Source organism: Membranihabitans marinus, assembly GCF_021729155.1.
GTDB lineage: Bacteria > Bacteroidota > Bacteroidia > Chitinophagales > Saprospiraceae > Membranihabitans > Membranihabitans marinus.
The window spans coordinates 1-13,816 of record NZ_JAJQYA010000061.1 but is presented as its reverse complement, the minus strand read 5'-3'; the positions used below and the strand labels follow the sequence as shown (position 1 = coordinate 13,816).

Below are 13,816 nucleotides of genomic sequence, written 5' to 3'. Positions count from 1 at the left end.
AGGCAGTGGAGTATTGTATTACCAGCTGACCACAGATAAGCATACAGCGACGAAGAAGATGATTGTGGTGGATTGATAATAAGATATTAATACCAGATTGTCGATTGAGTATATTAACCTCTGCGGGAGTAATCCCACAGAGGTTTTTTTATTGACATAATAGAGGAGTAGCCCCAAACTGTGCTCGATTATTTTAAACGCAATGGGTATTATTCCTTCCAATTTTTCAATCGGTCGATATATAAATAGCTTTCAATATATTTTCGGTGTTCTTTTGAAGACATTTTTTCGAGTAGATTCAATGCTGATATATAGCTGGCCAAATTACCGTTTGACGAACTAAATTTTCCATCTTCAACAAAGGTTATTAAACTATCATCCTGAACAATTAGACTGGGATAGTCCGTTTGTAATTGCTTGCCACCACCTATCCAGGTTACGATCTTTTTGCCATCTGCAATACCCGATTTTCCGATGAGCTGAGCTCCAGCGCAATTGCTGACGGTATAAAGAGTCTCTTCATTTTTTCTTCTTATAAAATCTACAATTTTTTCATTGTGAACCTGTGAGTACATATCATAGGCACTGGGTACAAAGAGGGCTGTCAAGGTTGGGCAGTTTTCAAAAGTGTAATCCGGTAAGATTCTTATTCCCTCTTCTGTGGTGATAGGATTTATTGTTTCTGCGATAGTAATAACGTTAAAAAGCTGCTCTCCATCCTCTCTAGGTTTAGAGAAAACATCAGATGTGGCAATGACTTCACTTTGAAGTACGCCGTTAAACATTAATAGCCCGATGGTAGGAAGATTTGCTTGAAAGGTTTTAAGATGACTGGTTAAGGTATCTTCTTTTATTTCTACCGTAGGTGTTTTTTTAACCATTGAGCTGGAAAATTGCGAATCACAACTCATTGCAAACGAAGACAAAATCAGAAGTGCATATATACTTTTGTTCATAAGGTAGGTTTTAAAACGTTTTCAATAACACGAGTCTATGGTATTTTAAGATATCAATTTAAAATAATTAAAGTGTATTTTCTTTTAATTGCAGCAACACTTTTGATTGTTAAACACTAGTGAGTTTTGTTTGTATTGATCTGAAATTCAATGTTTAATTTTGGTTGATTTCTAATATTTTGAGGTCTGGGCGAGTGACAGAATTTGCTTTATAATTTTTATGCTATAATTGAGTATTTACTGGTTTTTGTTACCGACAATTATAAACGCATTTGGTATTATTATTCAAACTCACAAATAATTGGTAAGTGATCGCTGAACTTTAGCCAATGGTTTTCTGCTCCGATTTGCATCGTTTTTAGTCGTGTTAAAAATTCTTTACTACCAAATGCATAGTCTATATGATAGGGTTTTTCTAGTTTTCGATGCATATAAAAAGTTGGATTGGATTCACTTCCCTGTTCTTCATCCCAATAATAGTGGTATAAACTCTCAATTCCGATCTCTTTTAATTCGGCAACTACATTAGAATGATTCCACCATCTGTCCCATTTGTCCCAGATTTTATTGCTGTTAAAATCTCCGATGATCAAGCTGTTGTTTAATTTTAATTTATTGATTTGAAGATATATCCAAAATTGTCCAATATATTCAAAAATAGTAGAGTGATTGCGATGATTCCATACTGCTAATAAATCAAAGTCGTTATTTATTGAACATGGTAGGAAGTATTTTACTTTATGGGCTTTATATTGATTTGACCAATTCAGCCTTTTTAATTCTATATTATTCTTTGCAAAAATCCCAAGTCCCTTATTTTTAGTATCTCCAATCCACAGGTAGTTGGCTGTCCATTGTTTGTATCCTTTGTGTTGTGTTTCTGCAGGATTTTCACATTCTTGGATTACATACAAGTCAGCATTAAAGTCAGATAAAATATTAAATTTATCTCGAAAAGCGCCATTACAATTCCAGGTAATTATTCTCAATTTTGTGTATTAAATTTCTAAAAAATTTGGAAGTCCATAAATCACTTTTGTATTTATGTTTTTTGCAATAATCGGTATTTCGGAATTATACCGTCCCTTTAGATACATTCCTCTATCTGCTAATTCAGACCAAGGTTCTTTTGAAATATAAATATTTTGCATAATGCCAGCTTCCAATCTTTCCCTTTTTCTTTGATTGGGAATTTCGGTTATGAATATCCTAAACGCAGAAAGTTGAGTGTCTATAGCTGAATCAATTTTGCTTTTATTAGCTTGGTATTCCTCCTGGTGTGATTTAGCATATTGCCAACCATGCCATATTTCTTTTCGTTCACCTTTTTCTGCTGAGCCGACATCAAGAACAGTGTAATTGCCTTTTCTGTACTCACGAGTATGAGCCGATATTCACTTTTTAGTTGAGTTGGTAATACCAGCAGCATATACTACAAAGTTATTTTTGTATTCAAATGTAAATAAATATACACCTTCTAAATCTGGTATTTTAGGTAAGCCATTTACCGATTCATATTTTGGCCATGAGTATGGTCCATTCCATTCAATAGTCTCTGTATTAATCTTATTACCATCAATTAATCTATTAAAACTCCATTTCATGGTTAAGTATATTTTATTGAGCATCCAACATTTGCTTATAACCAAGATAGTTTGTTAAAGGTTGAATCACTTAAAACATCAGTTTTTTAAACTTACTATTTAGATTTTCTTTTCATCCAGCTTACTTATCCAATAAAATAAGTTATGTTAATTATTTAGAATGTTATAAAGATTTTTAATTTATCGATAGATACAGTTATTCATTATTGTCGGTAACCAATTTATTCGTTTTCCATCTCAAGACGCTATAGCCAATTATCGCGGAAACAAATGAACCGATAAGAATGCCAATTTTAGCCGAATCGATATACACAGGAGAATTGGAAAAAGCCAAACTGGCAATAAATATTGACATGGTAAACCCGATACCAGCCAAAAATGAAACCCCGACTATATGGCGTTTGGTAATTTCACTTGGGACATCAATGAGCTTAATTTTTTTGGCAACTAAAATGATCGTCGTAATGCCAATACTATTTCCGATGACTAAGCATAGAATAATATTTCTAATGAGGGAAGTGTCTAGGTCTGCATTATTGTTAAGGATTACTCCGGCATTGGCCAAGGCAAAAATGGGAATAATGAAATAAGCCACCCAACCGTGAAGTTTATGCTCAAGGTGTTGGAGAGGAGATTGATAACTATCGGTCCAGTCTTCTAAGGCATCGATTTCGGCGATTTGTTCCATGGAAAGAATTGGTTTTTCCGATACTTTGGCTTTCTTTATTCGGTCTATAATTTCGGACAAATTTTCAATAAATGCAGGGGTGTTAATTTTTTGTCTCACTGGAACCGAAAATGCGAGTAAAATACCAGCAAGGGTTGGATGGATGCCAGATTTTAAAAACAAAACCCATATGATAATCCCAAAGCTCAACACCAAATATTTGGAATAAAAGCCCTTGTACGCTAATAAGTAAAGAATGGCTAGCAAGATTAAGGCCAGTAACAATAAGCTGACATTAATGGATCCACTGTAAAATGCGGCTATGACGATGACAGCGCCAATGTCATCGACAATGGCAAAGGCCGTCAAAAATAGTTTTAAACTAAGGGGAATACGCTTGCCCAGGAGATTTAAAATAGCCAGTGAAAATGCGATATCAGTAGCCATGGGTATGCCCCAACCTTTTAATGTTTCTGGATTTTGATTGAGAATGAAAAACAACAATACCGGTGCCAACATACCTCCCATAGCTCCGAAGAGGGGGAAGGCAATTTTCTTCATAGAGTTTAGCTCCCCTATTAAAAATTCTCTTTTAATTTCCAATCCTATTAAGAAGAAAAAGACAGCCATTAATCCATCATTGATCCACAAAATTAGTGGTTTGTAAAGCTCAAAGTGGGGAGAAGTAATACCCACTTTATATTGCCATAGGGCTTGGTAGCTTTCTCCAAATCGAGAATTGGCCCAAACCAGGGCAAATAAAGTGGCAAACATCAGTAAAAAACCACTAAAGCTTTCTGTCTTGACGAAGTTTTGAAAAGGGGTAAGGGTATTTTTTTTAATCATTTTTTATCGTTGTGAAAGAGGGGAATCTGTATATTATTTGCCGTGATGTTCGAAAATAACAAATTTTCTCTGATTAGAAAATCCAGAAGGGTTCGCGGACTGAGTTAGTTTGACTGAACCCATTATTATATGTTTTTATTAACTAAAGTTTACATTTTCTTATAAATCGTATGCGCAGATCTGATTGATTGGGCAAAGTCCATAGGTATTGAGAGGGGAATTAATAAGATTGGAATGTGCTATTTTCCTCGTTAAATCAATATTGCTATTAATCATCAGTAATGTTGGATTTAAAAAAGAAATCTTTTACATTTTTGTATAAATATTCTTCTGTTTAATTCTAAAAGAATTTTTAGTTTTCTATAAATTCGAATTGATTGCAGCCGATAAAAATGTCCAATACCCTAGTTTATTGAGGTATTGGACTTCGAATTATAAATTTATTTGGTATTGAAGGTCTTAAATCTTTTTTACCTTTAAATCTAACTTTTCACTCCAACATAGAATTCGACTTCCGCATCTGATGGATTTTGAGTTTTTTCTCCAAAAACTTCAAAATCCGCGACAAAATTTCTATCCAAATTCATTTCAAATATTTTTGACCAATGATTTACAATAAGTCCTTGCATTAAATCTCCTTTAGCCGTGGTTTTGACATAATTTCCGCCATTAAATGATAGGCCTACCATTCCATCGGGGATATGGTCTAAATTTTGAACCTGGCAACCCAGTATCGCCGTATAGGGCTGAGTATGATCGCTTTCGTAGTCGGTGTATAATGAATAAATCGATCCATCTATTTTGTTGGGAATGAGGGAGGAGATGTTCTCTGATAGAAACCGCTGCCACAAGGCTGCGATGTCTGTGCTAGCTTGTCCATTTTCATTCGTTGTTCTGATTGAAAGACCGATTACATTAAAAGGTTGAATTTGTACATTTTGCATACGAAGATATTTTTTGATTTTATGCAAAGGTAGATGAGTCTTGTGCCATAGGTGTGTCAGGGGTGGATTTAAATTTTTTATAGCATTTTTCAAGATACTGCTGCAAAGTCATCTTATGTGGTTCAAAAGCGTCTTCGGTGATTTTGAGCTGTTGAATGCGATCCAGTCGAAAGGATCGAAAATCATTTTTTAAGCAACAAAAAGCTATGAGTATCCAATTGTCTTGTGTGGAATACAGGGCAAAAGGTTCAATAGTCCTTTGGCTTTTCTGATTCTCTAAGGATAGGTAGTCAATCTCTACAATTTTGCAATTTGAGATGGTGGCTTGGAGTTGGATTAAAAAGCTACTGGTCTTTTCATTTTCGGGGTTATTTCGAATTTGTATCCGATTAGTTAATAACTCTACCTTTTCTTTTTGACTGTATTTTAATACAGACTTGATTTTAATAATAGCACTCTCGTATTGTTCGGTCAAAGATTGGTCTTTGTTTTTTCTGATCAGTTGCTCCGCTGTAATCAAGGCATTGGCTTCCTCTAGGGTAAACATGATGGGGGGAATTTTATATCCATCCACAATAGTATAGCCTTTACCCTCTTCCGTAACTATGGGAATGCCCGATTTTTCTAATGTCCTGATGTCTCGATAAACGGTTCGAATGCTTACATTATGGGTTTTGGCAATCTCCTTCGCTGTCACGATTCGTTTTGATTGCAATTGTGTAACCATTGCAGTCAGTCTCGTCAGTCTGGGTTTGTCCTTGGCCATTTAGATCGATTTTGTATGTATTATACGAAATACATTTTATAATTAGGTAACCAAGTCCAATGTACCGAGGCGTGATTGTAATGTAATTCGTATGATAGAGGTGTTTTTTGTCTCGTCAAACGGCCAACCCTCCCGTGAGACTGAGCTCACGACTCCCTCGCTGAAAGTCGATTTACGGTCTCTCCCTACCCACCCACGACACAGTGGTCGTGGCTCCTTCATCAGATGAACATTTAGTTCATCTGGTTGCTCTTTGAGCAACTTTATTCAGTCGTGCATCCTGCTCAGTTGTCTCGAAATCTTTTCCGTCGTCTTAAAAAGTAATTCGTATTACTTATTGAAAAGAGTCATTTCTTCATCGGTCAATAATCGTGAGTGAATGATGAATCGCAGTCCAAGTGGAATTTCAAGTGAAAAACTGGATCCTCTACCTTCTGTAATATCTATGGTAAGATGAGTGTGTTTCCAATATTCATATTGATCTTGATTCATGTAGTAATTTACCCCAGCAATGTTGCCGAGTAAGACATCGCTGTCGTCTAAATACATATCGCCTTTTTCAAATATCATAGGAGAAGACCCATCACAACAGCCTCCACTTTGATGAAAAATCAGATCTCCATATTGTTCTTGGAGCTTCTGTACTATTTTTATGGCTTTTTCTGTGATCGCCACCCTGGATGGTTTCATAATCTTTAATTTTTTTAAAAAAAGGGCTAGCCTAATATATAAGCCAACCCTTTTTTAGTCAATAACATTCCTGCTAAAAGAAGCCCAATTTATTCTTGTCGTAAGAAATGAGCATATTTTTGGTTTGGCGATAATAATTCATCATCATTAAATGATTTTCTCTTCCAAATCCAGATTTTTTATATCCACCAAATGGAGCATGGGCGGGATAAGCGTGGTAACAATTGACCCACACTCTACCTGCCTTAATGGCTCTGGGTATTTGATATAATTGATGGGCGTCTCTAGTCCATACTCCAGCTCCTAAGCCATAGAGGGTGTCATTGGCGATTTCCAATGCTTCTGCCTCGTCTTTGAATTTGGTTAAACATACGACTGGGCCAAATATTTCCTCTTGAAATACTCTCATTTTGTTGTGGCCTTCTAATATGGTTGGTTGAATATAGAAACCATTGGCAAATTCACCATCTAAGGTGCAGGCTGCCCCTCCAGTCAATACTTTGGCTCCTTCTTCTTTACCGATGGCAATATAAGATAGGATTTTTTCATATTGGTCGTTGGAGGCTTGAGCTCCAACCATACAGCTAGTATCGTAGGGGTTGGTTTGAACAATGGCCTTTGTTCGCTCTATAATTCGCTCTACAAAAGCATCGTAAATGTCTTCCTGTACCAATAGTCTAGAAGGACAGGTACAGACTTCCCCTTGATTGAAGGCAAATAATACTGCTCCTTCAATCGCTTTGTCTAAGAATGCATCGTCTTCATCCATTACGCTGTTGAAGAATATATTGGGTGATTTTCCACCCAATTCCATGGTTACGGGATTAAGATTTTTGGAAGCATACTGCATGATTAATTGCCCTGTAGTGGTCTCACCAGTAAAGGCTACTTTGTTGACTCCTGGACTAGAGGCCAATGGCTTACCCGCTTCGGGTCCAAATCCGTGGACCACATTTACTACACCTGGAGGAAAAACATCGGCTATTTTTTCCATGAGTAGGGTTGCCGAGGAAGGAGTTTGTTCAGCTGGTTTTAGAACTACGCAATTACCTGCAGCTAATGCAGGAGGTAGTTTCCAAGATAACATTAACAATGGAAAATTCCATGGGATGATTTGACCGACTACTCCGAGAGGCTCTTTGATATTCATAGACAGGGTATTGGCATCGAGTTCAGTAGCTGAGCCTTCTTCTGCTCGGATTACCCCTGCAAAATACCGCCAATGATCGATCGATAATGGGATGTCGGCATTTAAGGTCTCTCTGATCGGTTTGCCATTGTCACAGGTTTCTACAACGGCAAATTCTTCTAGGTTGGCTTCAATAATGTCGGCTACCTTGTTCAGTAGTTGAGCGCGTTCTGTTGCCGAAGTATTGCCCCAGGATTCTTTGGCGGCATTGGCGGCTTCAATAGCAAGATCTACATCTGCTTTTTGCGACCTTGGATATTGAGCAATTAAAGTGTTGTCAACAGGTGAAGTATTGTCGAAATACTTGCCATCTACGGGAGCAACAAACTTTCCATTGATGAAATTCCCGTATTTTTCTTTAAATTTAGGTTTTGTGTAACTCATTATTGTATTGTTTTAATTATTCTTTGGGCAAGTTATGTGATAGTAATATTCTTTGATAAAAGGATAATATCAAATAATAAAAGGATGTTCTTATTCTAAATAAAGTGTAATGGGAAAACTTCTGGACAAACATCGACAACAGCGAAAATTGACAACATTGGTCGAAAATTATACGGTATATAACTCGACATATTCCGAGTTAAATATTTTTGAAACCCACCAATGGGCGGAAAAAGTGAGTCTTCAATTTCAATATCCTGTCTTGGCCAGTATGGTAACGGGAAAAAAAGTGATGCATCTAGAAGATATGACGTCTTTTGATTTCTATCCCGGTGAATCTGTGGTCATTCCAAGTGGGAAAAAAATGCTTATTGATTTTCCCGAAGCCAATAGGGAAAATCCTACGCAATGCCTAGCATTAACTATCGATCCCTATAAGGTCAATGAAGTCGTCAACTCTTTTAACGCAGAAACTATTATTGATTTACAAGAAAATGGAGATTGGAGCATAGAAGAAAATTCATTTCACCTGGATAATCATCAGGGCATTCAGCAATTGGTGGATCGATTGGTGTTCACCTTTACGGAAGAACACAAGTCCAAAGATATTTTTATCGATGGTATTATAAAAGAATTAATTATACGCCTTCTTCAGTCTAAGGCTAGAAATTCCCTTTTGGAAAATACCGACAATTATTTGAGTGATCATAGAATAGCTTACGCTATAAGTTATATCAAGCAACATTTGACAGAGACTATATCCATAGACAAACTGGTAGACAAGGCTTGTATGAGTAAATCACATTTTTTTAAAATTTTTAAAAATACATTAGGGATCTCTCCGATAGAATATATCACATGTGAGCGGATTAAATTTTCCAAAAAATTAATCCGAAATACCAATGATCAGATTGCTGATATTGCTTATAAATCAGGGTTCAATAACGCCAGTTATTTTAATAAAAAATTCAAGGAGTACGAGATGATTACTCCCAGTGAATTCAAGGCGATTTTGAGAAAGAATAGACTGGATTGATGAGGTGTTTTTGAGGATGAAGATTAGATCGCGTTTCTCTTCACTATGTATTGGTCTCTCTGGTTTATCTCAGCCAAATAAGTTTGATGCTATCTTCTAATTGACCATAAACAATGGCATTTTGTTTAAAGAGTCGGCCCATTTCTTGAGCTTTTTCTAGGGGAATGTTGTGGATAAAAAAGCTTGGTTCCGCTTCCCAATCTCCCTGATTTGGGATGCCACTTGCATGGTTATATGAATATCCAGATTCCATTAGTAGGTTTTTTAGTCTTATGTTTAAGTCTTGATTTTCCTGTTTTGTAAGTGCTTGTGAATAGGGGTTGAAAGCCGTAATGATAGCCCAGCAAGTAATATTTTTCATTCTACACCATTGATTGAAATTTAAGTTAGAAGTGTCAATTCTGAGATTAAAAGAATCTTTAAGATGATATACCGCATAAGTGGTGTTTAAATAGGCTTGATGTAAGGGATGGTTCATGTTTATGTATTTACAATACTTAGGAAAGACTGTGGACAATCCAAATATATGGCTTCGGTCTGACCGTTTTTATACGGTTTCATGTCTATTATTATACAGAAATTATTTTTCATAATTAATTTCGCAAAAGATTCATTTTTTAGGTTAAAAATAAGGCTTTTAGCCTTTATGGTAAGTTTGCTAGACCTTTTTAAAGTGGATTGTGATATTCCAAAAAATTGGGAGGGATGGTATCTTTAAGGAGTTAATTATTCGTTTATACTTAAAGAAAATTCCTGAAAGCGGCGCACTGAGCTGAGTCGAAGTGGACGACATAAAACATTAAGATGAAATTATAAGTATTTACCGGATAATTACTTTGGAGCCAAATTGGATTTATTAATTTTAAAGCTATGGATAGTAATAACATCCTTTTGATAAAATATGACTGCAAAAATCATGACAAATCCATGATCATCTCCATTTGTACAATAATAAATTCATTTGATACAGTATAAGCCACATCAGTCTTAATTTTTATACTATGTCCAATTCGTATTAATATGTATAATTGAAACCCTAACTCCTCACTATGAGATATTTTATTAAATTCATGCTATGAATAATCGCAGAAGGTTTTTTAAAAATGCAGCTGTCTTTGGTTTGTCGGCTAAATCAATACCTATGTTTTTACAAGGTAAAAAGACAGCAGGGAATAAAGAGGATGAGGGACGACCTTTACTGATTCCTATTCACGATATTATTCCATGTTCATGGACACCAGAACATCCGAGACACGATCATCAACAGATTATTTCCCTGGACAATGATCGATTGATGATGGTGTGGTCTGAATATTATGTCGATCAACCGATGGCATATCCAGAAGTGAGACAAGGACATGTGGGGACAGGGGATCACGTTTCTTGCCAAATATCTTCAATGATATCTTACGATCGGGGACGAACTTGGAAGGAGCGGAAGGTTATTCAACCCAATGAATGGAAACTTAACGTAAAACACCCCAATGTCATTCGATTATCGGATCAAGAAATGCTATTGTTTTTTGTAGGTTGGGATTCTCCAGCACAGCGAAATGTCTATATGAGAAGATCATTGGACAATGGGCGTACGTGGTTGGATAAAGTACAGATATCTGAACCGGGGTATTATTGCAACAATGCCGATCGAATTGTACAGTTGGAAAATGGTCGAATTATTTTGCCAGCGCATGGACCTTTTAGCAATAATTATGTTGGCGGACAGGCAGCCACTAAAAATAGTAAGCTGCATGCTTTTGTGTTTTATTCCGATGATGGATTTAAAACCTGGCATAGAAGTGAGGACAGTATGACGACGAAAGGCCGAGGTTGCCATGAACCCACTATTGTTGAATTGAAAGACGGTCGATTGATGGCTTTTTTGCGCAATACCAATCAACGAATTTATCAAAGCTTTTCTATGGACAAAGGTCTTCATTGGACAGAACCACAGCCCACTTCCTTGTCTTCTCCAGAAGCCCCATCCCTCATAAAGCGTATACCTTCCACTGGCGATTTGCTTTTATTGTGGAACAATGTGGCATCTGCTAGTAATTGGCCTCGTATTCCTCTAACTGCTGCTATATCTAGCGATGAAGGTAAGACCTGGAAATATTTTCGCGATATTGAGAATCGAGAAGATTGCGATGCGGCCTATCCATCGGTTAGCTTTGTGGAGGATGAAGTTATCGTCACGTATTATTCCAGATCCATTCACTGGAAGCGCGACAGTGAGGTTACTTTGCGGATTTATAAGCTAGATCAATTTTATACTTAAAAGTAGTTTGCGTATTCACCATATGGTTCACCCTAGAGGGTTCGCCTTTTGTGGTTTATTTAAATAACAATATTTAATTTTTAAAATAAGATAAATGATAGGTGGTAAAATAGGCATCGTATTTTGTGTATTGATGATGGGTGTCAATGGTTTAATGGCTAGTAATGAACTCGGTGAGCGAGGTGATTTTAATATTCAGGGATCTTTAAGCGAAGTTCAGGATTCTACTGATCCTGCATACGTCTTTGTAGATGGATTGGATCTGACCATATTGGGCAAAGGTCACGATGAAGAGCATTACGGTAGATTACCCGAAAAATACAAAGAGATTGTGAGATCTCCAGTGTGGAGTTTGAGCCGTCATTCTGCTGGTGTTAAATTGATATTTAGGAGTAATTCTCCCGAAATTGTGGCGCGATGGGAAGTGATGAGTTATTCCGATAAAACCAATATGACTCAAATTGGTGCATCGGGGCTAGATTTGTATTGCCGAGTGAATGGTCGATGGCAGTATGTAAATTCTGGCGTTCCAACAGGTCATAAAAATGAAAAGAGTTTGATTACAGATATGGATACGACGTATAAAGAGTTTATGTTGCATCTGCCTCTGTATGATGGATTAAGGTCGATAGAGATAGGTGTGATGAGGGGGTATGAGATTGAGAGTTCTCAACAAATGAGTGAACTGCCCATTGTGGTTTATGGTACCAGTATTACCCAAGGAGCAAGTGCCTCTCGTCCTGGTATGGCATACCCTTCAATTATTTCTAGGAATATGGACGTAGAGATTATCAATTTGGGATTTAGTGGTAATGGAAGGTTTGAATCTTCGGTAGGTCAATTTTTATGTGAAATAGAAAGTCAATTATTAGTATTGGATTGTACTCCTAATTCTAGTCCTGATGTTATTCGAGCCAATGCCCTAAATCTGATTAAGCAATTTAGATCTTGTCAGCCTAGTACACCGATATTGATGGTTGAATCTATTGTAAGGGAATACAGTCATTTTCGAACTCAGAATCCCCAAAAATTTGGTACTAAAGCCTATCTTCAGACTCAAAATAAGGCTTTGGCCACGGCCTTTGAGGCAGCGAAAGAAGCTGGGATAAGTGAGATATATTATTTAGAATCAGATGGTCTAATTGGCGATGATCACGAAGGAACGGTTGACGGCACTCATTTAACCGATTTGGGGATGATGAGAATTGCCCATGCTATTCAACAAAAGATTGAGGCCATCCTATTTGATTAGTGAATAGCATAAGATTAGTGAATACCATAAGGTTATCTAGAGAGGTGCTAGATAGTTTGAGTTAACGACGATCAATTTGATGCAGTAGGTGGTTGTGTATTTGGTATTACTCCTCAGCTAGGGCTTTGATGATATCTAGGGTAGTAACAATTCCTCTCAAATGGTTGTCTTCAGTGATCAAAATGGCGTGAAACAGGTTTTCTTTAAAGACTTCCAGCGCCACATCGATTTTGTCTTCTGGTTCCATTTTTGCTAATCCCGTTGTCATAATGTCTTTTACTTTGCAACTTACTGGTAATCCAGTCTGACCTTCAAAGCAATAACCTTTTTTAAAGGATCTGACATCAGATTTGCTGACAATACCAACTACTTTTCCTTCATCAATTACGGGTAGGTGATGGATTTTTTCACGTTTGAATATGTCAATGATTTTAGAGATTAAATCTTCTGGACTGACAGTGATCAAATCGACACTCATAATACTGGAAACAGGGGCGCGTAAATTCATTGAAATAAAACGGTTTTTGTTGTCAAATCAAAATACTAAAGGTAAGGAAAGTTTTATGTGGCCAAACCTTTCGAGTAAAAAAAGATAAAGTTGGTCAAATATTTTAACAAGTTGAAAACTGTTTGGAAGGAATCATTATTGTGTTTAGTATTTTATACATTTTTATGTTTTTACGATGATGTTTGATAAATGCTGGTTTTTGTTCATTCCGTTCTGAAAAGTTAAGCTACCTATTGTTGGAAATGATATGGAGGTAGAGTAGTCAAAACCTATCGAATTACGTTGCAGTTATGTCTTAACGTAGAGATATGACCGAATATAGCTGAATGAAGTCACGTAGTGACCAAATACCCTAAATGTGAACGACCAAAATGCAAAGCATCGTAGACCGTTAATCGGTCTACGGAGAGTGAAGTCACAGCCACTGTGCTGTGACGATGCTGCATAAAATTCGACAGCTATAGATTACTAAAATACTGGAATTACATCAAAGGCACCAATGCCTCTGCGCATTGGGTGGGAGAGGAATGAGCAACCCAATCGACTTAACGTCGATTGGATGATGATGACTGGATGAAGTTGTCCTGTTGGACAACCTGATGGATTAAATATCCATCGGATAAAGGAACCGAAACCACCGTGTTTCGGGTGTGAACGACCAAAATGCAAAGCATCGTAGACCGTTAATCGGTCTACGGG

Annotated in this window: 15 protein-coding genes; 3 read left to right on the top strand and 12 right to left on the bottom strand. The window is 36.8% G+C overall.

Features of this window, described 5'->3' with window-relative positions; genetic code table 11:
• Positions 1 to 209: 209 nt before the first annotated feature.
• From LVD51_RS19670 to LVD51_RS19630, 9 genes are all read right to left on the bottom strand, one after another.
• Positions 210 to 911 (bottom strand): DJ-1/PfpI family protein, encoded by a 702-nt coding sequence (locus LVD51_RS19670; RefSeq protein ID WP_394803198.1) that lies wholly within the window; start codon positions 909 to 911, stop codon positions 210 to 212.
• Between the two features lie 326 nt (positions 912 to 1,237).
• Positions 1,238 to 1,945: an endonuclease/exonuclease/phosphatase family protein gene (locus LVD51_RS19665; RefSeq protein WP_236973090.1), complete on the bottom strand. Its 708-nt coding sequence runs from the start codon at positions 1,943 to 1,945 to the stop codon at positions 1,238 to 1,240.
• 9 nt (positions 1,946 to 1,954) lie between these two features.
• Positions 1,955 to 2,122 carry a hypothetical protein gene (locus LVD51_RS19660; protein WP_236973089.1) on the bottom strand — a complete coding sequence of 56 codons (168 nt, stop codon included), beginning with the start codon at positions 2,120 to 2,122 and terminating at the stop codon, positions 1,955 to 1,957.
• Positions 2,123 to 2,350: 228 nt separating this feature from the next.
• Positions 2,351 to 2,560 (bottom strand): hypothetical protein, encoded by a 210-nt coding sequence (locus tag LVD51_RS19655; protein WP_236973088.1) that lies wholly within the window; start codon positions 2,558 to 2,560, stop codon positions 2,351 to 2,353.
• A gap of 196 nt (positions 2,561 to 2,756) precedes the next feature.
• Positions 2,757 to 4,073, bottom strand: a complete 1,317-nt coding sequence (nhaA, locus tag LVD51_RS19650) for a Na+/H+ antiporter NhaA (protein ID WP_236973087.1) — start codon at positions 4,071 to 4,073, stop codon at positions 2,757 to 2,759.
• 482 nt (positions 4,074 to 4,555) lie between these two features.
• Positions 4,556 to 5,017, bottom strand: coding sequence for a GyrI-like domain-containing protein (locus LVD51_RS19645; protein ID WP_236973086.1), 462 nt, complete (start codon positions 5,015 to 5,017; stop codon positions 4,556 to 4,558).
• Between the two features lie 19 nt (positions 5,018 to 5,036).
• Positions 5,037 to 5,783, bottom strand: a complete 747-nt coding sequence (locus LVD51_RS19640; protein WP_236973085.1) for a helix-turn-helix transcriptional regulator — start codon at positions 5,781 to 5,783, stop codon at positions 5,037 to 5,039.
• Positions 5,784 to 6,113: 330 nt separating this feature from the next.
• A complete protein-coding gene (locus LVD51_RS19635) occupies positions 6,114 to 6,473 on the bottom strand; it encodes a DUF779 domain-containing protein (RefSeq protein WP_236973084.1) in 360 nt (119 codons plus the stop codon).
• Between the two features lie 73 nt (positions 6,474 to 6,546).
• Positions 6,547 to 8,046 (bottom strand): aldehyde dehydrogenase family protein, encoded by a 1,500-nt coding sequence (locus LVD51_RS19630; RefSeq protein WP_236973083.1) that lies wholly within the window; start codon positions 8,044 to 8,046, stop codon positions 6,547 to 6,549.
• Between the two features lie 109 nt (positions 8,047 to 8,155).
• Between LVD51_RS19630 and LVD51_RS19625 the strand changes: the two genes are divergently transcribed.
• Positions 8,156 to 9,082 (top strand): AraC family transcriptional regulator, encoded by a 927-nt coding sequence (locus LVD51_RS19625; protein WP_236973082.1) that lies wholly within the window; start codon positions 8,156 to 8,158, stop codon positions 9,080 to 9,082.
• 64 nt (positions 9,083 to 9,146) lie between these two features.
• Here LVD51_RS19625 and LVD51_RS19620 read toward each other — a convergent pair whose 3' ends face one another.
• Complete coding sequence (locus tag LVD51_RS19620; RefSeq protein WP_236973081.1) at positions 9,147 to 9,560, bottom strand: DUF3293 domain-containing protein; 414 nt, start codon at positions 9,558 to 9,560, stop codon at positions 9,147 to 9,149.
• 597 nt (positions 9,561 to 10,157) lie between these two features.
• Here LVD51_RS19620 and LVD51_RS19615 point away from each other — a divergent pair.
• Together LVD51_RS19615 and LVD51_RS19610 are read left to right on the top strand one after the other, a co-directional pair.
• Positions 10,158 to 11,357: a sialidase family protein gene (locus LVD51_RS19615; protein WP_236973080.1), complete on the top strand. Its 1,200-nt coding sequence runs from the start codon at positions 10,158 to 10,160 to the stop codon at positions 11,355 to 11,357.
• A 94-nt stretch (positions 11,358 to 11,451) separates the two neighbouring features.
• Positions 11,452 to 12,609 carry an SGNH/GDSL hydrolase family protein gene (locus LVD51_RS19610; protein WP_236973079.1) on the top strand — a complete coding sequence of 386 codons (1,158 nt, stop codon included), beginning with the start codon at positions 11,452 to 11,454 and terminating at the stop codon, positions 12,607 to 12,609.
• A 106-nt stretch (positions 12,610 to 12,715) separates the two neighbouring features.
• On the opposite strand, the gene LVD51_RS19605 is transcribed toward LVD51_RS19610, so the two are convergent.
• Positions 12,716 to 13,117 carry a CBS domain-containing protein gene (locus LVD51_RS19605; protein WP_236973078.1) on the bottom strand — a complete coding sequence of 134 codons (402 nt, stop codon included), beginning with the start codon at positions 13,115 to 13,117 and terminating at the stop codon, positions 12,716 to 12,718.
• A 468-nt stretch (positions 13,118 to 13,585) separates the two neighbouring features.
• A partial coding sequence (locus LVD51_RS19600; RefSeq protein ID WP_236973077.1) for a hypothetical protein occupies positions 13,586 to 13,816 on the bottom strand: 231 nt, incomplete at its 5' end.

Bases quoted from the DNA above. Each gene is read 5' to 3' on its own strand.
- LVD51_RS19670 (WP_394803198.1), bottom strand. From the start codon at position 911: ATGAGTTGTGATTCGCAATTTTCCAGCTCAATGGTTAAAAAAACACCT.
- LVD51_RS19655 (WP_236973088.1), bottom strand. From the start codon at position 2,560: ATGAAATGGAGTTTTAATAGATTAATTGATGGTAATAAGATTAATACA.
- nhaA (WP_236973087.1), bottom strand. From the start codon at position 4,073: ATGATTAAAAAAAATACCCTTACCCCTTTTCAAAACTTCGTCAAGACA.
- LVD51_RS19645 (WP_236973086.1), bottom strand. From the start codon at position 5,017: ATGCAAAATGTACAAATTCAACCTTTTAATGTAATCGGTCTTTCAATC.
- LVD51_RS19640 (WP_236973085.1), bottom strand. From the start codon at position 5,783: ATGGCCAAGGACAAACCCAGACTGACGAGACTGACTGCAATGGTTACA.
- LVD51_RS19635 (WP_236973084.1), bottom strand. From the start codon at position 6,473: ATGAAACCATCCAGGGTGGCGATCACAGAAAAAGCCATAAAAATAGTA.
- LVD51_RS19630 (WP_236973083.1), bottom strand. From the start codon at position 8,046: ATGAGTTACACAAAACCTAAATTTAAAGAAAAATACGGGAATTTCATC.
- LVD51_RS19625 (WP_236973082.1), top strand. From the start codon at position 8,156: ATGGGAAAACTTCTGGACAAACATCGACAACAGCGAAAATTGACAACA.
- LVD51_RS19620 (WP_236973081.1), bottom strand. From the start codon at position 9,560: ATGAACCATCCCTTACATCAAGCCTATTTAAACACCACTTATGCGGTA.
- LVD51_RS19615 (WP_236973080.1), top strand. From the start codon at position 10,158: ATGAATAATCGCAGAAGGTTTTTTAAAAATGCAGCTGTCTTTGGTTTG.
- LVD51_RS19610 (WP_236973079.1), top strand. From the start codon at position 11,452: ATGATAGGTGGTAAAATAGGCATCGTATTTTGTGTATTGATGATGGGT.
- LVD51_RS19605 (WP_236973078.1), bottom strand. From the start codon at position 13,117: ATGAATTTACGCGCCCCTGTTTCCAGTATTATGAGTGTCGATTTGATC.